Genomic DNA, 20,826 nt, shown 5'->3' with positions numbered 1-20,826 from the left:
TGCAGCATACTCCTTTTTACTGTTTAGCTAAAGCTTTCGTAAGGTTGTTAATCAACTCCAAGAATGTTTCGATAGATTCATTGGTGTACGTGTCGTTTGGAGCATAAACGATTTGTTTTTGAGTAATAGCAGTGGTGTTTTGCAGCGCAGGTGAGTTATCAATAACGTCTTGAGCCGGAACGGCACCTTCTTCAGCAGATACAGCTGCATCCCGATCCAGTATGAAAATCCAATCCGGATTGCTTTGGGCGATCGCTTCAACAGAAATATCATCACCTTGATGATCAGAAGAAGATTTGTCCACTTCTAGTGCTGGAACCCAGCCGAAAATGTCATACAATGGTCCCCACACACGTCCAGTAAGAGGAGCCGAGAAACCGATGTTTCCACCAGAAACGACAACACTCATAATTTTATCTTCACCATTATAAGCGGCCTTAGCTTCTTCAATAGCTTTATCAAAATCAGCAATCAGTTGGGCAGCTTCTTCTTGCTTCTCGAAAACTTTTCCCAAATTGGTTGTTGCATCTTTAAGTCCATTAACAAAGTTTTCTCCAGGTGATGCTGTTTCTTCAAGCTCAATATTAAGGTCGATCACTGCTGCATTAGGTACTAATTTTTTGATGTCTTCATAGAAGCCAGCAAATCGTTGACCAACAATGACAAGGTCAGGCTGTATCGAAGCCAATAGTTCAAGATTTGGTTCGCGATGATTCCCAATATTTTGTACCGATTCATCCGCTACATATGGTGAATCCGCAGGCATTACATCCTTCGGCGCTGCTGCTAATTTGACACCCCAAGTGGACAGAGTCTCAAATGTTCTGTTATCCAGAGCAACAACCTTCGTTGGATTTACAGGCACAGTTACCGTTCCATGAGCATCCGTAATTTCAACTGTTGTGGCTGTAGCTGTAGTAGCAGCATCGGAAGTTGTAGCCTCTGTATTCGCAGTATCCGTCGTAGCAGGTTCATTACTTGAACAAGCTGCCAACACCAAAGTTAAAGCTGCAACCATGATAAACATTAATTTTGAAGAAATAGACTTTCTCATGTAATTTATATCCCCCTAGATTTAGAAAATTTGGATTCCCACGCAACGTACTGCGTTGGATAAACTCAGTATCATATACCTCCTCAGACGTAAATTTTAGAGAAAAACTTAACCCCTTTTCACTGTATTGCTGAGTAACAAAACAACAAATGATAGTGATTATCAATATCAATAGGTTATATTATAACAAGTTAGAAGGCATTTTCAACAACCTAATTGTTTTAATTCATGGCGAAATTATGAACCAAATATTCCATTGTATGTATTTATATGCATAAAAATCGACATTTCAATACAAAAAAAGAAGCATCACTGTGTGATACTTCTTTTGCGGTAAGAACTCTTTATACATTTATATTTCTCATCGAAATGATCTAATTTTTCACTAACATTCTTATTTCATCGACTCAGATAATTCTGTGAAAATAACACCCAGCGCATACGCACCAGCATCCGGGTAGCCCAGACTACGATCGCCGACGGCACCTGCACGTCCCATACGTGCCACGATGTCTTCGGTTTTCTTCGCACCTTCAACGGCTGCTGCTGCACCTTTGGCAAATGCGGTTTTGAAGTCATCGCCAGACTCCGCACTTTGTGTCCAGGAATCGGCACACGGAACGAGTGCATCGATCAAGGTTTTATCACCTACAACGGCACCACGTCCGAAGGATCGCTCTCCAGTGGACTGAATCCCTTGCACGGCTGCATGGATCATCTCAGCAAATTCAGCAACGTTTAATTGCTGTTTATCCCCTACAGCTTTGCCAGCCGCACGGAATGCCGAACCCCAGATTGGGCCGGATGCGCCGCCACAATATTCCATGATGACCAAGGAACATGCATCGAGGAATGATCCAATGTCTTTTTTATCTTCGTTAATGATGTGATTCCATTCGCGTTTCAACTGGCGGAAGCCTTTTGCCACACTCATACCGAAATCGCCATCACCGGCATGGGAATCCAGTTCACAGAATGGTACTTCATTCTTGATGATGATCTCACCCATCTTATCGATCAGATAGACGACATTGTCCAGTGAAAATTGATTGGCCTTGATGACCGCAGCTGATGCATCCGTCTCCACTTCGTAAGATACGGGAGCATCTTCACCCACAACGGCTTCCAGCGCTTCAGAATACGCCACTTGTGCTGCTGGAGGGCCGGATACTTTAAATGCAGGTGTATCACTTTCCTTGAACAACAGCGTTTTTAGTTCATCATCCAGTTTCAGGATCGTAACCGATGCACCCGCCATATCGATACTTGTCATGTAGTTGCCTACAAACGTAGTAGCGACCTTCAGACCTGCATGTCCAGCAAGCTCACGCTGAACGGAATTGTTGAGCAGGTAAAGTTCTTGCAGTGGAGTTGCACCAAAACCATTCACGAGCACCGCAATCTCAGCGGATGTATCCTTATCCAACTTCATGTCTGCGAGCAATGCTTCGACCATACGTCCTGCCAATTCATCAGCCGATACGATTTTCTCACGGCGAATCCCTGGCTCACCATGAATCCCTACGCCGAATTCCATCTCATCTTCAGCAATTTCGAATGTAGGCGTGCCTTTGGCGGGTACGGTACAGGATGTGAATCCAAAACCAATACTGCGCACGTTCTGAGCTGCTTTCTCGGCAACGGATTTCACATCTGCCAGACTGCGGCCTTCTTCGGCTGCTGCTCCGGCGATCTTGTGAACCAGTACAGTTCCGGCAACGCCGCGACGCCCAACGGTATACAAACTGTCTTGTACAGCGATGTCATCCTCAACACGCACATACTGCACGTCGATGCCATCTTCTTCAGCCAGATGCGCTGCATTCTTGAAGTTCATCATGTCGCCGCTGTAGTTTTTGATGATCAAGAGTGTACCCTTGTTGCTGGCTGTTGCTTTTATCGCTTGATACACCTGGATTTGGGAAGGAGATGCGAATACATCTCCACACACCGCTGCATCCAGCATGCCTTTACCCACATAACCAGCGTGAGCCGGTTCATGTCCACTGCCGCCGCCACTGATCAGGCTGACTTTATCCGCCTGGATCTCTCTGCGTTTGATGACTTTATATTTTTTCAGAAATTCAAGCTCCGGGTGTGCAAGCGCAATCCCGTTGCACATTTCCATAACAACATGTTCGGCCTGGTTAATAATTTTCTTCATTATTTTACCTCCCTGCGAGCTGCTTTGTACTCACGGCCCATGCGATCAGCCGCTGCAATGGCAGCAGCCACTTCAGGAACGGTGATTGGGAATGGCATCGCGTGAATGGATTCTTCCGGAATACAAGCGATCTCGGCAACTTTCAACAACTCTTCCTGACTAATCGTATCTACACCGATATCCGCCAAGCTGATCGGCAGTCCCACTTCGAGACAGAAGTCCATGACTTCATGGAGCTCTTCGGTTGGTGCATTTTCAAGGACGAGCTGTGCGATTGTACCGAAGGATACTTTTTCACCGTGGAAGAAATGATGTGTGCCTTCCAGAACAGTCAAACCGTTGTGAATTGCATGTGCTGCGGCCAGACCGCCACTTTCGAATCCAAGCCCAGACAACAGAATGTTTGTCTCAACGATGTTTTCCAAGGCTTGTGTCACAACGTTGCTGTCACTGGCTACTTTTGCTTTCGCACCGTCAGTCAGCAGCATTTCATAACACAATTTTGCCAGTGCAAGTGCCGCATTGGTACCTACTGCAGAAGGTGTGTAGCCTTCGCGGGAACCCATTGGCAGACTTGCGTTCACACGGGAATAGGATTTCGCTGTTGCTCTTGCTTCGAAGTATGTAGAGAGCGCATCTCCCATACCGGATACGAGGAAACGTGTTGGTGCATTGGCAATTACGGTTGTATCCACGAGAACCACACTTGGGCTTTGTTTGAAGTAAGCATAGTCATCGAAAGAACCATCCGGTGTGTACAATACAGCGGAGTGACTTGTCGGTGCGTCTGTTGCCGCAATCGTTGGGCAGATGATCAGTGCTTCGCCTTCTGCTACACATTTGGCCGCATCAATGGCTTTACCGCCACCAAGACCGATGGTAGAGTCACATCCTTTTTCCTTCGCGATCGCTTGCAGACGAGCAACTTCCTCACGGGAACATTCCCCTTTAAAACCGCTTTCAACAAACGTAATATTAAATTTCTCGGCTGTTGCATCCAGCTTTGCTTTGACACGCTGTACATCATCCGGATGTGCAATCAGCAAAGCAGATTCTCCGAAGGATTTAACAAAGTACCCCAGGTTCAACAACTCGTCTTCGCCTTGTACATATTTGGTTGGGCTGATAAATGCTTTTCTCATAATAATATATGCCTCCTAAGGATATGAAATCGTGTAGTGATTACATCAAATTTTAATTTCTTACAATTGACCTTAATATAACGCATGAGCAACAGGTTTACAGTGGACTTTGATAACAAATTATTATAATTTACAATCGTAATTTTTTGCTTTTTGGCGCAATCATGGTATCTTATTGTCATGAGATGGTTGAATTTTGACCTCCCATTATACATTACCCGTCATCATTACTTCTTAATATGTACAACTTGCTAACTTTTAACGGCCTAAATTATGAATCAGGTTAGCCTATGGAGGTTGCACCAATGATCAAAGAATATCTGCATATCAATAAAATTCTCGACCTTAATAAATGGAAGCGCCTACAAGATTCTCTTGCAACAGTAACCAAACTGGCGATCCTCACCGTTGATTATAAAGGCATTCCCGTAACCAGTCACAGTAGCTGTCAAGCTTTCTGCCAGAATGTCCGTAAAGACCCGGAGCTTCTCCCCTACTGCCAAAAATGTGATTCACGCGGTGGTCTGGAAGCGGTTCGGTTGAATGAGCCCTACGTCTACCTATGCCATTTCAATATTATTGATATCGCGATTCCAATCACGATTGATGGCAAATATATCGGCGCCGTCATGGCAGGACAAGTGAAACTCGCCGATCCGGAAAAGGGTAGCGACTTGGAGCAGATTGTCACATCCAAAAACGTACCCATGCATGCAGCAAAGCTGGAGGAATTAAAAGATGATTACGCCCAGCTACCTGTGATGACCTATGAAGAGATTGTGAAAATCTCTAACATGTTATCCCTGCTCTGCAACTACATTGTGGAAGAAGCGCTAAACAAAAATCTGTTAGTTGAAATGTTCGAGAAAGCTTCAGGCAATCAGGAGACTCTAAACCTCTCCACCATTCTGCCGGGTTACTCCATTCGTAATATCGAGTCGATCAAAAAAGAGATGACCAATGCGATAGCGGATGCTTATCTCAAAAATAGCCCAAGTGACACGGAAAGCTCCAGTCCGGTACTTCAGCCTGCTTTTGAATACATTCACAGTCACAAGAGTGAACAAGTTTCACTCAAACAAATGGCCGATCTGTGCCACCTGAGTCCGAGTTATTTCAGCAGACTGTTTGCCAAGGAAACGGGCGAGAACTTCACCACCTATCTGGCAAAACTCAAGATAAAGTGGGCCAAGCAATTGCTGGAGGTCACCGACATGCCTGTCTCACAGATCAGTGATGAGCTGGGATTTAATGAATCGGGATATTTTATCAAAATATTCAAAAAGTTCGAGGAAATTACGCCTGCTCTCTATCGCAAATACCTCCAGGAGAAAATGTAGATTCACTGATACTTTTTTCGTATCAAAGATGAGGTTAAAAGATATTTCACCTATTAATCTGCCATTGTTACAATGGAGTCCAGATGACTTAGGGAGGCGACATGAATGGAATATCGCAAATTAGGAAACAGTGGATTAACCGTCAGTGAGATTTCACTCGGCAACTGGATTACGCATGGAGCGCAAGTCGAGAATGGAATAGCAGAAGCTTGTGTGCGAACCGCATTGGATGCAGGTATTACCACATTTGATACCGCAGATGTGTACTCCAATACCAAGGCAGAATCCGTACTGGGACAGGCTCTTAAGGATATACGAAGAGAAAGTATTGAACTATGCACCAAAGTCTGTCACCCAACCGGCACAGGTCATAATGACCGCGGACTTTCACGTAAACACATCATGGAAGCCTGCAATGGTTCATTACGGCGGCTACAGACGGATTATATCGATGTCTATTACGCTCACCGTTATGATTACAACACTCCGCTGGAAGAGACGTTTCTGGCATTCTCCGATTTGGTGCGTCAGGGCAAAGTCCATTACATTGGCGTAAGTGAATGGAACGCAGATCAGATTGCAAGAGGAGCCGCTTTGGCGCGGGAACTTCATGTCCCCTTCATTGCAAGTCAGCCGCAATATTCAATGTTATGGCGTGTGATTGAGCAAGAAGTGGTGCCTGCAAGCGACCAAGCAGGACTTGGACAGATTACATGGTCTCCTCTGGCTCAGGGTATACTATCAGGAAAATATGCGCCTAACGCAGCATTGCCCACCGGATCACGTGCAGCTGCTGAGGCAGGAGCACCCTTTTTCAATAAACTGGCTGGTCAGTGGTTACGTGAAGATGTTCTTACCGCTGTGCAACAACTTGTTCCACTCGCTAAAGAGATTGGTCTAACTCTTCCTCAAATCGCTGTGGCTTGGGTTCTACAACATTCGTATGTCAGTTCCGTCATTATCGGTGCATCCCGGCCAGAACAGGTATTGGAGAATGTTAAAGCTTCTGGTGTGAAACTGGACCCTGCGATCATGACTCGTATTGATGAAATATTGAATCCATGGATTGAGCGTGATCCAACCAAGACGGGTTAAACACATTCATCAACAAAGTTCATAAAGCGGGATACCACTTCCTGATTCATATCCGTCCGCCATGCCGTGTACAACGGTACGGAGGGCGGATTTTCTTCTAATGGAAGAAAGACCACACCCTTTCGCTGGAACACATCCACCGATGACGGAACAATAGAAACGCCCATGCCCGCCGCAACGAGATTCACAATCGTATACATCTGGATCGCTTCCTGTGTAATTTGAGGGTCTACGCCATGCTCCCTGCAATAATCCAGAACGAGACGATGGAACGGAGAACCCAGATGCCTTGGGAATAAAATAAAATCTTCATCCGCCAGTTCTCGAATTGAAACTTGAGTCTGAGAAGCCAACGGGTGATGATCTGGCAATACGGCAATCAACGTTTCCATCTGACAGGGGCGGAACGAGACATGACGAGTATCTTCCTGATATCTCAAAAATCCAATATGGATTTGTCCGTCTTCCAGTGCCTGCAATTGTTGGGACGAAGTCATCTCACGCAGCGTCAATTCAATCTGCGGATATGCAGCGCGAAATTTCCTAAGAACATCCACCATAATGCTCCCCGAAGCCGAATCCACAAAGGCTATGGTTATATGCCCGATGATGCCCTGATCTGCTTTTTGCGTAAGCTGAATGGATCGTTCGAGCTGGGCCATGATTAGCCTTGCCTGTTCCAGAAATACCGCACCTGCCGGGGTGAGACGAACCATTTTTCTGGTGCGCTCCAACAGCTTCACGCCAAGCTCATCCTCTAAATTCTGAATCTGCTGGCTCAGCGGTGGTTGCGTCATATTTAATTTTTCCGCTGCACGGTGAAAATGAAGTTCTTCTGCCACGATGATAAAGTATCTTAACTTCCGAATATCCATAAGCCAATTGCGCATCCTTCCGTCTACCTTGTTAATTCATCTGTTCCTGAACCCAGATTGCCGACTCAGCCAGCATCGTCATCAATTCATTAAAGTCCACAGCAATTTCCCGCAGAGGAGTTTCCCCTGCATCGTGGATCAACATCCAAACCTTGCCGGAGCTTTGATCCAGTATAGCCATACTGCCTTCACCAAATCCACCTATCGGGAAAGGCTGGAGGTCAACTGGCAGCTCATATTCTTTCTCATATTCACGATATGCCTCCAGAAACTCGGGATAAGCCCAGTCCAGTTCTTTCACCGAATACAAGGCAGGATCGCCGAAATTACATGCACCGAATTCAAGCAAAAGTGCGCGATACGCTGCGGGCAGTTTCACATTATACTTTTGCTCAAAATCCTCAATGCTCTGTTGCGTTTCAGGAGTACACCCATCTCCCATTGTTGTATCGTAGGCCTTCACCAAAAGATCACGAATCGGTTTCAATTCTATTGACGTCACTTGAACTCCCCCTTAAGATACCTTTCTCCACTGATCAGCCGTTGTGAATTCAATAGTTCTCCTTGAAGCGCAACACCTTACCCAAAAAAGAGTCGAACATTAAAATTAACTTTTTATCTCACCTGTTTACGCAACTCTTCATCCAGCCATTCCAGTGCTGCACGCAGCTTGTCCTGAGGAACTTTCTCATAACGATCACCCGTAGACAATTCAAAGGCACAGCTGTTCCCACTTGTTTTGTTCAGATATGAAGTCAATCCTATGCCATACTGCTGAGCCATTTGCACAAGAATTGGTTCAACTTCGGCAGCAGCGAGCGCAAAGTGCACATGGAACATATTTGATACAGGTACCTCGGGTAAGGTTTGTATCCCGTGACACGCATTCAATAGGGAGGCGAGTTCTTGAGCCTGCTCGTAATACAGCTCCATTTTGCCAATCCGTTCATTGAAATAATACTGGGAACTCAGAATATACGGATACAGGCCGATCAGATCTCCGCCGTGCCGACGTTTCCATACTTTTGATTCTTGCATCACATCCGGATCACCCGCCAATATAGCCCCCGCAATACCTCCAATGCCTTTATAAAAGGAAACATACACTGTATCAAACAAACTGCAAATCTCCGCAGGCGTTTTCTGATAATAGGGAGTGATCTCAAACAGACGTGCCCCGTCCAGATGCAGCTTAATCCCTCGTTCACGGCAATAGGCCGAGATCGCTTCCAACTCTTCATACGCCGGCAATTGCCCACCAATCTCACGTTGCGGAAGTTCCAACAGCAGACAGGCAATGTCCTGATCAAGCGCTTGTACATCTTGCAAACGAATCAACCGATCCTTGTCCGCAAGCAAAATCGATTCAATCTGATGCAACTCTTTCAGTCCGTCTTCCTCATGGATTTCCAGATGACACAGAGGGTGGTAAGCTACTCGTTTTACACCTTTGCGGTCACACCAGATCCTTAATGCAATCTGCTGCGCCATCGTTCCACTTGGGAAAAACACCGCTGATTCCTTGCCGAGAACGTCAGCCATCTGTTGCTGAAATTCTTCAATGAGTGGGCCGTTGCCGTAGTGGTCACTGAACAACTCCCCATCAATCTGGTCCAGTACGTTCTGAAGCACCTTCACTTGGCGACTGCCGTGACCGCCCACAATAAAATCTACCTGATTAAAGGCATCAGCCAATGTTAACGTAGTATCCTCCAAAGTCATTCACTCCTTTATAGTGTGTGTTCAAAACCCAACTTTTGAACAACCTCTTATAATTCTGGTTCTGTAATGATCTGTACCAAAGCGCTTAGCGCACTAGATATATGTTCACCACGGGGATACACAAATCCTACTTCCAACCGGCAATAAGGATCGGGCAAAGATAACACTGTAATCTCACCTCTTGATTCTGCTTTGGTAACCGAAGAACGTGGCAGTAATGATACACCGAGCCCGGCAGATACACCATTCAGAATCGTATCCAGTGTTCCATATTCCATGATGTTAAGCGTGTGGATACCCTGATCTTTCAAAAAGGATTCCGCCTGATCACGATGTGTGCATCCGATCTCAAAAAACAACATTGGCCTGGACAATAACGTGTACATCTCATGTACTCCAGGTTCAGCGATCAACACCAATTCCTCGTCATACATCTTCATATAGTTCAGCTCAGGATGATCAATCGGGCCATATATTAAGGCACCATGCAATTCATGTTGAATGACCTTCTGGTTCAGTTTATGGGTCCCACCCGTGACAAGCGAATGCTGTACCTCCGGGTAGCATGAAGTATATTCAGCCAAGAGTGGCGTCAAAAAAGTGGAAGCTGCTGTCTCTATGGCACCCAGACGAAGTATGCCGGACGGTGGGTTACCTACTTGTGTGGCCTGCTCTGCTTCATATAATAATTCCAATATTCTATCCGCATACCCAAGCAGGTTCTCTCCTGCTGGTGTAAGCGACATCCCCCGATTGGAACGATGAAATAGCGGTACTTGCAGTTGGGTCTCCAACTGTTTAATCCGTGCTGTTACATTGGACTGCACATAATTAAGTGAGAGCGCAGCTTTACTGATACTACCTTCGCGGGCAACCGCCTGAAATATTTTCAAATCACCTGCATCCATACCCTGATCACCTGCTCGTCGTTATATCGGCATTCTGCATCATCCGATTCATGCAAAATGCTTATCTATTATTTTCAATGATACTGACAATCATTTTTGTTCATTTTACGTGAATCTGCTCCGTCTGTACAATGAGGCTCAGTAGTGAAATCTAGCTACACAGACAGGAGGAATATTGAACATGAAAGCTATTGTCCATTCGGCCCAGAGCGGCCTTGCAGGTCTTCAATATACAGAGTCAATCTCTCGGGCACCAGAAGCCGGGGAAGTGCAGATTCAATTAAAATCCGCTGGTATCAACCATCGGGATCTATTCATCATGGCAGGACGCGGCCCTCAGGACATCCCACTCGTTCCCGGTTCCGATGGAGCAGGTATTGTCGTAGCGATTGGCGAAAGCGTAAGTGGGTTCGCGATAGGAGATGAAGTCATTATCCATCCTACACTCGGTTGGGAACATGCATCTGAAGTGCCGACCGTACCCGATATTGTTGGTGGCCCTACGGATGGAACACTGGCTCAATATATAACGTTGCCTGCTGAAAATGCCCTGCCTAAGCCAGCCCACCTATCCTGGGAGGAAGCAGGCGTATTGCCCCTTTCAGCGCTGACGGCCTATCGCGCCTTATTCACTCGCGGTGTATTGAAGAAAGGTGAACATGTGCTCATTCCCGGTATTGGCGGTGGTGTAGCGACCTATGCCCTGCTCATGGCAGTAGCCGCTGGTGCCACGGTGACCGTCACCTCCAGAAGTGAAGCCAAAAGAAATGAGGCACTGCGCTTGGGTGCTAACCATGCATTGGATAGTCATGCCGATTGGAGTACGCAGAACGATCTGGAACCTGTGGACATCATCTTGGATAGCATTGGACAAGCCATGTTCCCAAAATATTTTGATATAATCAGACCAGGTGGACGTATCGTGATGTATGGTGCAAGTTCCGGGGATGATCTGACCCTACCCATTCGCTCTATCTTCTTCCCGCAGATCAGTCTGATCGGCACCTCTATGGGCAGCCGTGAGGAGTTTATCCAAATGCTGCAATTCGTAGAGCAACATGACATACATCCTGTAATTGATAGCGTATATCCGTTGCAAGACGTAACAACCGCATTCGAACGCATGGAAAACGGCGAGCAGTTTGGTAATCTTGGTATCCTTATGGAGTGACATCTATTTTGAGATGGGCCTTCATGAATTGTTGAAAATTGATTTACGATAATGGGGTGAATCCATCTGACCCGTCTCGCTAAACGTATACTAATTGTTCTTATTGCTATTATCATTGTGGCCCAAATTCCTATGTTAAAAGAGACCTTAGCCCGAGGAGTTACTACGTTATATGTGAAGATAAAGTATCCCGAACATTCCTTTCAATTCCAAGACTTCATCTACGAGTCTCATTTCGGGAACTATTTCATTTCTTATACTGATCAAGACGAACAGCTCATTAGTCTGATGCTTGAGCCCAAATTTTTTCCGGTGCTCATCACGTATGATCCATTGAATCAGCCCATGGAAGACTAGTTGGTTCACACTATGAATCATTCAGGAGGTTTCGATATGGACAATCGATTACATTTGGTCGAATTGGTTCGCAAACTGATGGACTCTGAAGGAACGGAAGCCGAGTTGGATGACATGTTGACGGAGCTACAGCAGGAGGTTCCACATGCAGAGATCAGTAATCTGATTTTCTGGGATGATCGAGACCTGACACCTGAACAGATTGTGGAAGAAGCCTTGGCTGCCCGTCCCATCCTGGTTCAACCCCAATCTTAATATTCTTCAGGAGGTGAACGATAGGATAAGTCTGACATGTCTGATTTAAATCATAGTAACAACAATGAACACCCGGATTTTAACGAAATCAGCGGAGAAGAAAAACTACAGGTACTTCGTGATCTAATCGAACTAACCGATAGTCACCTTACTCAGCAAGTCCTCGCTATTGGCATGGATACACATGAAGAGGATCTCATCCGTATCGAAGCTTGGCGGGCTTTAGGCATGGCGGGCTCCTCTGCTCTTCTGGGCGAAATCCTTCATGCTGCCGCTCAACTTGTTCGTGACTCAGAAGAAGATGAGGATGTACAGAATTACATCTCGCAAACTCTCGCTCTACTGCCCGTCACAGAAGCCGAGATCCAATTGGCTCAGGAAGTTCTAGAGGGAAATGCCAACATATTAGTTAAAGGAGCGGCCTTTGCTATTCTTGTTGCACATCAACAAGTTAATGGTGCAGCATCGGCGCCTAGAATCGCTTCAATCCGATCCTGATTTTGGCTCTTCTGCAATACGGGTACTGCATTCGAAACAACGAAGTAATAATCCATAAACCAAGTTTACCCTCCCCAATTTCCATAATTTCGTTATAATGGTAAGCAAGACACCATGCTATTGGAGGAGAATTATGGAAACGGAAGCTTTACGCAACGTGGAACAACTAGCTCTGAAGAAACACAAGATTTATAAACAAAGTTTAATCAGGTACCTCGCACGCTCCATGCTGGCCAGTATGTTTATCGGATTCGGCGTCATCGTGGCGTTTAAGACAGGTAACTTCTTTTATATGGAGCAGTCCCCGTTTACCTATCCGATGGCGGCAATTACGTTTGGCGCGGCCATCATTTTGATCGCCTATGGCGGGGGTGACCTGTTCACGGGCAATACGTTTTATTACACGTATGCGGCGCTGCGCAAGAAACTGCGCTGGTTCGAAGTGATCAAACTGTGGATTGCGAGTTATAGTGGTAACCTGATGGGCGCAGCCGTGTTTGCCTTGTTAATCTACCTGACCGGATTGTTCGATTCGTCTCAGGTGAATGGTTTTCTGTTAAGCGTGGTAGAACACAAAATGGAAGTTCCAACCATGCAGCTCTTTTTCCGCGGAATCCTGTGTAACTGGCTTGTATGTATGGCGTTCTTTGTCCCGATGTTCATGAAGGAGAATGGAGCCAAAATGTTCGCCATGATGCTCTTTGTGTTCTGCTTCTTCATCTCGGGATATGAGCACAGCATCGCCAATATGTGTACGTTCGCGATTGCACTTGTGCTGAATCACCCGGGGACGATCTCATTTGAAGGTGTGCTTCACAACCTGGTTCCCGTGACCTTGGGTAATCTGGTGGGTGGTGTGCTGCTGATGGGCTTCATGTATTATGCGGTGAACAAACCGTTTCTGGATGAAGAGACGCATTAATCTCTGGCAAAAAAAGCCCTCCTTCCGGCCCGGTCCTTCGACCGTGGCTAATCGGTAAGAAAAAACCAAAACACCCCGGCAACCTTCCCATCTCAGGGAGAAGGTTGCCGGGGTGTTTCTCTACGGGCAGGCTCACGGATAAGCCGCCTGCCCTCCACACGCATAGCCATGTGATACACAACCACATGGCTCCATGCGGTGGGTCGGCAAGCAGGCCGCAATCAGGTATCCCTGTGTTGCCCGCTTGCCAACCCCATCCGTGGCTTAGAAGTACTCCCGCCACGGAGTATATTCAATATCGTTGTCGCCGCGCGTGACAACGATCATATTCTCGATTTTGCCCGTGTCCTTATTGGTACGGTAGATCATCGTCCGTGTCTCGCCTTCTTCCGGCACAGAGAACAGGAACTTGTCCGCAACGAAGGAAGAACCAAGTCCAGTGGCATGTTCTGTAAAAGCAGAGCCCGTCTTGCTTGTGAGCAGCAGACCAATCCCGTAGGCCGTAGCCGTTTGTGCTGCTTTGCCAAAGAGATGCTCGCCTTGACTGGTCGTGTGCGTTTGCTCCGAATACCTATACTTTTCCGTATCCTTGCTATAGTCCACCACATTGCCCTGTTTATCCAGACTGATGGTGGTCGTTTCGCCCTTGTCGCTTTTCACCTGATACGTACCTACGATGGAATCCTCGGTTATTTTTACCGTCTTGCCCGTATTAGGGTCAGTCTGATAGATTACATCTTCATACTGAAGCCGAATGATGTTCATGCTGGCCTGAATCTGCTGCGCAAGTTCTTCGTCACCCATCTCTTTGGCTTTCTTCAGCATTTCCTCATAGTTCTGGTATTTCTCGGCATCCTTCTCATCCCATTCATCCATGTTCTTTGGTGGACCTGGCGTTTTGTCCAGATCATCGCCTTTATTTTTGCCCATGGTTGATAGCGCCTGCGCTGCGGTCAGCGCCGTCATGATTGCCTGGCTCACCGCCTCTTCATCTGTCGTGCGGAAACGCTCGGCAATCTTCTTAAGCTCCGACTGAATGGACAGAACCAGTTCCAGAACAGATTTCATCGTGCCTTGAGCCGTTGAATAATCGTTATAAAAACGCTCACGCTCCATGCCATCCCAGTTGCTGCGCATGACACTCATCTTGCCGTCCAATGTGGACATGAAGCCCGATAATTGCTGATGTGCCTGAGCGAACTGCCCACTGACCGTCTCCAGTTGTTCCGGTGTCACCTTGATCTGTGTCATCCTGCACACTCCTCTTCGTGGTCATTTATATCCCGTGGTTAACCAATGAGTTGCCCGAACAGCACTCTCCCAGATCTCGACCAACTTGTCATGATCCTGTTCCCGATATGCAACGACTAACATGTCCAACGTATTCTCCTTTTTCTATTAACAGTAAAAGGTTATGTAAAAGCCCGATCTTAAGACCGGACTTGTTTGATACATCAAATTTGAAATAACTCTACGTTTATTTTACCATGTCCATAACTCATTCTGTACCCATAATGGCTAATTTTAAGTCAACATCCTTCTACCAATTACGCAATCCAGCGAAAGATTGTGGCAGATCGGGAAGGTAATGCATACCAAAACGAATCTGCGTCCATACCCACATCTGGTTTCCTAGTTCTGTAACTGTGCAAGAATCTGCGGGTCCTTGATCTTTTTATCTTCGGCGAGCAACATCACCTTGGACAAAATTTCAGCTGTTCTCGGATCTTCATCGAGGAATGGCAGGAAGATTCGACCCCGATGCTGACTGTGCACCGGTACGATATGAAGTGCACCTGTGGCTTGTTTGAACACATTACCACTCCCCAGATGAACAGCATACTCACCTAATTCACCATCAATTCGTGCGTAATTCCCGTCCAAACGTACATTGTCGATCTTCAGCAGACGCAACGATTCGTTCACAATGACGTGGCGCATCTCGATTGTTGTCAGGCTGGCTTCCGGATCTACGCCTCCCACATGTGCAACACTGACCACCAGATCGATATCACGCATGACTTCGGAGAAGAACGTCAGCGGCACATCTTGCAACGCTACAGGTTTGTAGCTCTTGCGATCGTAGAACTGCACCGTCTCCAAGGTAGGTGCTTCGGTATCTGCTGGTGAGAACCAATCTGCCATGGCATAGAGATTCGCGATCAGATTGTGCTCATAACTTACCTTCTGCAGACCTTCCTCATAACTGACAGTCCATTGGCGTCCTTTAAGCAGAGCTACTGCTTTTTTCGGTTGAATCTGATACCCAGCATATCGGCGGGACACCGTACCATTAGCCAATTCGTCCTCGTTAGGAAGATACAGCTCACGGAATACCTGCTTGAACGGCTGACGCTCCTGACGGGTGAACAGATCCCGCTGGAATTCACTCCAGCTTCCGCTCTGATACAGATGAAGCGGATGAGCAATCAACAGTTGATCCTGTTCCGCTAGTACCTGGATCGTACCCTCCGGTCCTGGTGCAAGCAAACCATTGGACGATACATCGAATCTCCCCGTCTTGTCACCTGACTGGAATACAAGTGTTCTTACCAGCGGATATATAACCGGATTTTGCATCAGTCTGGCAATTTCCTCACGTGTAAAGGACGTTCCGGCAGTCATCGAACGTTCCAGCTCCTGTCGTGCCCGGCGATACTGATCCACCAGATCCGATTTGAGCTCTTTCAGTTCAGTGATATATCCATCTTTTTTGAACCGGGCAGGTACAGATTTGAGTGTCTTCCCTTTGCTAACGATAACCATCTCGGGTTGGCCTTCCTCATCGATGACCAATTGCGCTGTCGTCTCAGCATCCAATGCATGAGGTTCAAAGAAGGATTTCATCTCATCCAACTTACGTGCTTCCATGTCCCACATCAGCCGCGTAACATCGGCATAACCTGCATTACGAGCAAGATTGCCCAGTGCAATCTGTGATGCCACACCTTCACTGGCACGGCGTTGTGCACCGAATTGTTTGCTCTGCATCAGGAACTTCTGAATGAAGTCGTATCGCTCACGCAGATCCTGTTCCCGATTTACAGCGAATGGAATCAAACTGTAAGTTAACAAATGATCCTTGTTTCGCTTGTCTGACACGGACTCACGCATATCGTCCAGTCGAAGCTTACCCAGTGCAGCATCTGCGAACAATTGGGATCTGCGGTGATTAGATCCCCCGGAAATGTACTTGGCACAATCGTATAACAGATTGAATCGTTCCTCCCCGACAGCAGCATAGGCTTCTTCGAACCAAGCGATATCAAACGCACCTTCATTAAAGTCCTGTGGTGAGATTGGAGAATAGTGGGCCACGATGGTTTCTTTCTCCGCAGTAAAGCGTTCATTAATATGAGCATGGAAGTACCAAGCTGCACTGCGTAGACCTTCCCATCCCAGATGTTTTGCTACAATCTCCATCCACTGCGGGGCGTACATGGCTGCTTCCAGCATTTTTTTCTCATTTACCGGATACTTCTGGAGCAACTCCCCAAGACGCTTATCATCTTCTCCATCCCGTGGATGACAATTCTGAATTAGATAGCTAAACGTCTCTTTACGTGTTGTATTGTCTCCATAGCTATAGATATATCCACGGACAAATGTATCCTGATCCATCGCCGAGACCAGATGTACCCAGTGTTCCATGCCTTCAATTCGTTCCAGTTTCATGGCAAGTGTACTTACTTCTGTAGAGAGTTCTCCCCGGGTCAGCTCGATCTCCAGAATCCGATTAACGACCGTATCCCGTAAGTGAATCAGCTTCGGATCACTTGCGATCCCTTCTGTACGAGTGGATGTTAAGTTCCGAATAAACAACAGACGATTCCCACCGACCAGAACCTGTCGATATATCTCTTGATCATCAATCAGGTTCAACTGGTACGCACGCAGGAAATCTTCAAGTGACAGTAAAGACAGCGGTTGACTACTCTCTACAAGACTGGTGAACTGGTAAGCTGTCTGGAAGAAACGTTTGAAGCTGTTATCGTCGTGGATTTTGCCACGAACTACATAATTCCAAGGTCCAGTCAGAATATGAAGCATGCCTGACTCTTTTTCGAGTCGATCAGCAGGCATACTCGCGATGATGGAGGCCCAGGTTTTCTCAGCTATCCCAAACGTATCGATTGGATCGCTATCCAGAAATGCCGCGGATATCAGTGCCACGACCTGATCCTTATACGTTAACGAATCAAGTATCTGCTGCAGCTTTTCGATGTCATCCAGAGGATAGATCTGTTCGGCAAACGACTTGCGCCAGCCTTCCAATAACGGAATCTTATGCAATTCGTCATAGTCATACTGCTCACGGAAATAACTGTAATGGTCGCTCAAATTGCCATTAAACTCCCGGAGCTGTATAGCCATGTATAGCTGCATCAGTTCCACACTGCTGAACCCGGCATGTTGAATATAGTTCTCCCATACGTCATGAAGCGGGAACTGTTCCATCTGCTTCATTTCATTCCGCTCTCCATATGGAACCTTGGAGCGAAGACTCGCTCCGACTAACAATGTGTCTTTATAGCCAGCGTAGTATTCCACCTGATACTCATAATCCCTGTGTTCATGCACTAATTCACTAAGTCCCTCCAGAAATGGTCTGGTCTTATCCAGAGAGAGTGTAAAGATATCCTTCGGATTATGGCCCTTGAGATCACGCTTCTCATCCAGCAATGGCTCACGTCGCTTCGGATCAAATAAACCAAATCCATTAGAGGCTGTGTAACGACTCCCCTGATCGGTCAGCTTATCCAGCAGTTTCCGTTCCTTGGCAGTGGGTGTCTCAATCAGCTGCGCCAATGGCTGCAATTGCTCCTGCTGATCTATCCGCTCTGGATCTGCCGCAATCTCGGTCAATAATTCGAGCGCACCCAAGCGCTGCAGTTCACTCTTGGCCTGCAAAAGTCGCTTCAGCGAGACCTCCAATTGGTCCACGGGTTGCAGTAACAATACATGAATGACCTTCTGACGAAGTGAGCCTGTTTTGAGCTTCATCAACGACTCCATCTGTTTCATCTCATCAACCGTCAACGTGAGCAGCTTCGCTTTGGCGAGTGCACTCTCCCGATTACTAATGCTTTTATCAGACAAACTCTCAAACACAAACTGTCTTTGCACCTCATTATCGGGATGCTGAACAAACTGGGACAACAGTTCTCCGCGCAGTTCCGGGCTTAATCGGTCCTTGATTGCGATGACCTCCCCGATCCATTCCGGGTCCATATCATAAGCGGCCAAATATAACATTTTCTTGACTACATCATCCGTATCAATCCGGTAGTGAACATACTCAAGTACACCCGATGGTCCACCTGACCCGCCTTTTGGAATGGCAGCCAGCATCTGTTTGAACCGATCAAAGTCCTGACGCCGCAAGGCCTTATCTCCAAGAGCAGGCAATGGCCACACGTAGACGCTACGCTGATTCTCTCCATTCTCGAAACTCCAGTTGTACATATACATCGCATCATAGTTGGTCACAATCCAGTGCATCAACTCGGTATCCTGCGCCTCCAGATAACGACGTGCAATGTCCAAACGAAGCTCCCTGTTCTGGCTGTTAGCCAGTACATATTGGGCAACAATCTTCTGATATAACTGACCTTGTTCCATAATTTCGATTATCTTGCTCTTCAATTCATTCTCTTCAATGACCGCTGTCGCCCACAGACTGATAAAGAGTTTGTTGGCGTTAGCTTCCTGCTGCCAGGCCTCGCGTACTTCTGGTTGCACAAGCGCCTGATAGGCCTGTTCAATCAACTGTGCGGCAACACGCTGGTTGGCTGCTTCTATACCGATCCCCGTCCATACGGCAAGCGCTCTTACCACGGAACTGAAACGAATCAGGTTGTTGTCGATAATGATTTTTAATATGTAAATATAGGCTTCTAGTGTCCCTTCATCCATCCGCTCCACAATGCTTTGGCGCAGCCCTTCCTGCAACCTTGCTGCAACTAGCAGCTCACCCACCATCTGATAGGCATCCGCCTGATCACTCATGAATATACCTTTGATCATTTCATGGGTTAACAGCGCCGTCTGATTGTCACCATAGATAATATCATGCAGCGCTTGCTTCATATCTCCGCCCTGATGATCCAGTTCATAAGCGATACAATCTGCCAGAACCCAACGGATCTCATGCAGATAATCCAGCTTGTACTCACGAAGTGACACATATTCTTCCAGGGAGAAATTTTTCATTTCCATACGGAACAATCCCATCAGTTTGCGAATGACCTGTTCTACATGCTGCTCCGGATCGGATGTGCGGAAAGGGCGGCGTTCATAGTTGTTACTGTATGGGAAACGAGTCGCACGCTCTGCAATATAACGGAATCGTGCAACCAATGAATCGCTCGCCAGATGCTGGAGCACATCCAATAGTGGCTGGAATAATGGTTTCTGCGTTTCTGCAGCTAACCTTCCAAGCAACTTATCAGTATTCAAAAACATCTTTTCGTCTCCACGCAAATACGTAGACCCGGCGATCTCCACAACATAGCCTGCCAGCTCAAGCTGTACCCCTGTTAACGACTTGGCTCTTTCCTGCAATCCATCCATATACACCTGTACTTGCTCTTCCTGATTCATCCTGTTCTCCTCCTTCATCGCGCTCTACCACAGACGTCCGGCAAGCATTGTAAAACGAATAAACACCACGTTATCTCCGTCTTTTACAACAAGTGACTCATCCAGCTCCTGCAATTCTTCATCGTTGAGAAATACTTTATACAACCCATCCTCATAGGCGGTTATAGCTGTCTCCATCGCAACATTCAGATCAGGAACACCCTCATTGTATACTGCGCCAAACCCGACTTTCCCCGCCGCTCCTTGCGCCTTAATATCATCCGGCATCAGGTAGGCGAGCAATTCTGACTGTTTCTTCTTGTCCTGAAGTGCTTTTACTTGCAGAGCCACCATGTTCTCAATGAGCTGCCTTAACGTATGAGTTGTTTCCGGAAGTTCGGCAGCTTGCTTGGCAAGTACCGGCTTGCGCTTGCCCAGACTTTTTACCGTTATCCATACATTCACTGCATTACCTCCCTTGTCCTGCTCTATTTGAAGAAGCTTCCATAAGCCCCGATATCTATACCACGATGCGAAATAACCTAAACTCAAAATGACCATCTGTCTCAAAATAAAATCAAAAATACGTACATATGTACCCCTGATGAACATCATAACTAAAATTCAATCCATATTCATGAGCCAATCCTCATGTTTACGTGGAACCACGGAACTATGGCCTACTTGCGTACATATACGCAAAAAAAGCCGCACAGTCTCATATAAATATGGACTGCGCAG

General features: G+C 46.7%; 16 protein-coding genes. 6 read left to right on the top strand and 10 right to left on the bottom strand.

All coding sequences use genetic code 11. The annotated features are described in order from the left end of the window. Positions 1-16 precede the first annotated feature (16 nt). From BS614_RS08470 to BS614_RS08460, 3 genes are all read right to left on the bottom strand, one after another. Complete coding sequence (locus BS614_RS08470) at positions 17-1,054, bottom strand: siderophore ABC transporter substrate-binding protein (protein ID WP_074093645.1); 1,038 nt, start codon at positions 1,052-1,054, stop codon at positions 17-19. A gap of 394 nt (positions 1,055-1,448) precedes the next feature. Next, positions 1,449-3,218 (bottom strand): dihydroxyacetone kinase subunit DhaK, encoded by a 1,770-nt coding sequence (gene dhaK / locus BS614_RS08465; protein WP_074093644.1) that lies wholly within the window; start codon positions 3,216-3,218, stop codon positions 1,449-1,451. Then, on the bottom strand, positions 3,218-4,360 hold the full coding sequence (locus tag BS614_RS08460) for a glycerol dehydrogenase (protein WP_017690500.1): 1,143 nt from the start codon (positions 4,358-4,360) through the stop codon (positions 3,218-3,220). The genes dhaK and BS614_RS08460 overlap by 1 nt, the downstream gene beginning before the upstream one ends. A 305-nt stretch (positions 4,361-4,665) precedes the next feature. Here BS614_RS08460 and BS614_RS08455 point away from each other — a divergent pair, with 305 nt between their 5' ends. Next, a complete protein-coding gene (locus BS614_RS08455) occupies positions 4,666-5,700 on the top strand; it encodes a PocR ligand-binding domain-containing protein (RefSeq protein ID WP_036606178.1) in 1,035 nt (344 codons plus the stop codon). Between the two features lie 105 nt (positions 5,701-5,805). Continuing rightward, on the top strand, positions 5,806-6,795 hold the full coding sequence (locus BS614_RS08450) for an aldo/keto reductase family protein (protein ID WP_074093643.1): 990 nt from the start codon (positions 5,806-5,808) through the stop codon (positions 6,793-6,795). On the opposite strand, the gene BS614_RS08445 is transcribed toward BS614_RS08450, so the two are convergent. From BS614_RS08445 to BS614_RS08430, 4 genes are all read right to left on the bottom strand, one after another. Beyond that, positions 6,792-7,670: a LysR family transcriptional regulator gene (locus BS614_RS08445; protein WP_074096745.1), complete on the bottom strand. Its 879-nt coding sequence runs from the start codon at positions 7,668-7,670 to the stop codon at positions 6,792-6,794. The genes BS614_RS08450 and BS614_RS08445 overlap by 4 nt on opposite strands. Positions 7,671-7,701: 31 nt before the next feature. Next, positions 7,702-8,172: an SMI1/KNR4 family protein gene (locus BS614_RS08440; RefSeq protein ID WP_074093642.1), complete on the bottom strand. Its 471-nt coding sequence runs from the start codon at positions 8,170-8,172 to the stop codon at positions 7,702-7,704. 113 nt (positions 8,173-8,285) lie between these two features. After that, complete coding sequence (locus BS614_RS08435; RefSeq protein WP_074093641.1) at positions 8,286-9,392, bottom strand: threonine aldolase family protein; 1,107 nt, start codon at positions 9,390-9,392, stop codon at positions 8,286-8,288. Between the two features lie 47 nt (positions 9,393-9,439). Further along, positions 9,440-10,300, bottom strand: coding sequence for a LysR family transcriptional regulator (locus BS614_RS08430; RefSeq protein WP_074093640.1), 861 nt, complete (start codon positions 10,298-10,300; stop codon positions 9,440-9,442). Positions 10,301-10,481: 181 nt separating this feature from the next. On the opposite strand from BS614_RS08430, the gene BS614_RS08425 reads away from it, so the two are divergent. From BS614_RS08425 to BS614_RS08405, 4 genes are all read left to right on the top strand, one after another. Continuing rightward, a complete protein-coding gene (locus tag BS614_RS08425; RefSeq protein ID WP_074093639.1) occupies positions 10,482-11,471 on the top strand; it encodes a quinone oxidoreductase family protein in 990 nt (329 codons plus the stop codon). Positions 11,472-11,864: 393 nt separating this feature from the next. After that, on the top strand, positions 11,865-12,083 hold the full coding sequence (locus tag BS614_RS08415; protein ID WP_074093637.1) for a bacteriocin immunity protein: 219 nt from the start codon (positions 11,865-11,867) through the stop codon (positions 12,081-12,083). A 36-nt stretch (positions 12,084-12,119) separates the two neighbouring features. Beyond that, on the top strand, positions 12,120-12,581 hold the full coding sequence (locus BS614_RS08410) for a hypothetical protein (protein WP_074093636.1): 462 nt from the start codon (positions 12,120-12,122) through the stop codon (positions 12,579-12,581). 133 nt (positions 12,582-12,714) lie between these two features. Further along, positions 12,715-13,503: a formate/nitrite transporter family protein gene (locus tag BS614_RS08405; protein WP_017690511.1), complete on the top strand. Its 789-nt coding sequence runs from the start codon at positions 12,715-12,717 to the stop codon at positions 13,501-13,503. A 264-nt stretch (positions 13,504-13,767) separates the two neighbouring features. On the opposite strand, the gene BS614_RS08400 is transcribed toward BS614_RS08405, so the two are convergent. The 3 genes from BS614_RS08400 to BS614_RS08390 all read right to left on the bottom strand — a co-directional run bounded on the left by BS614_RS08400 (position 13,768) and on the right by BS614_RS08390 (position 20,550). Continuing rightward, on the bottom strand, positions 13,768-14,754 hold the full coding sequence (locus BS614_RS08400; RefSeq protein ID WP_074093635.1) for a WXG100 family type VII secretion target: 987 nt from the start codon (positions 14,752-14,754) through the stop codon (positions 13,768-13,770). 381 nt (positions 14,755-15,135) lie between these two features. Then, entirely contained in the window at positions 15,136-20,106 is a 4,971-nt protein-coding gene (locus tag BS614_RS08395; protein WP_074093634.1) for a DUF4132 domain-containing protein, read from the bottom strand. A 24-nt stretch (positions 20,107-20,130) separates the two neighbouring features. Then, on the bottom strand, positions 20,131-20,550 hold the full coding sequence (locus BS614_RS08390; protein ID WP_074096744.1) for a hypothetical protein: 420 nt from the start codon (positions 20,548-20,550) through the stop codon (positions 20,131-20,133). Between the last annotated feature and the right edge of the window lie 276 nt (positions 20,551-20,826).

The organism is Paenibacillus xylanexedens (assembly GCF_001908275.1).
Classification (GTDB): domain Bacteria; phylum Bacillota; class Bacilli; order Paenibacillales; family Paenibacillaceae; genus Paenibacillus; species Paenibacillus xylanexedens_A.
This window is presented reverse-complemented; position numbering and strand designations above follow the sequence as displayed.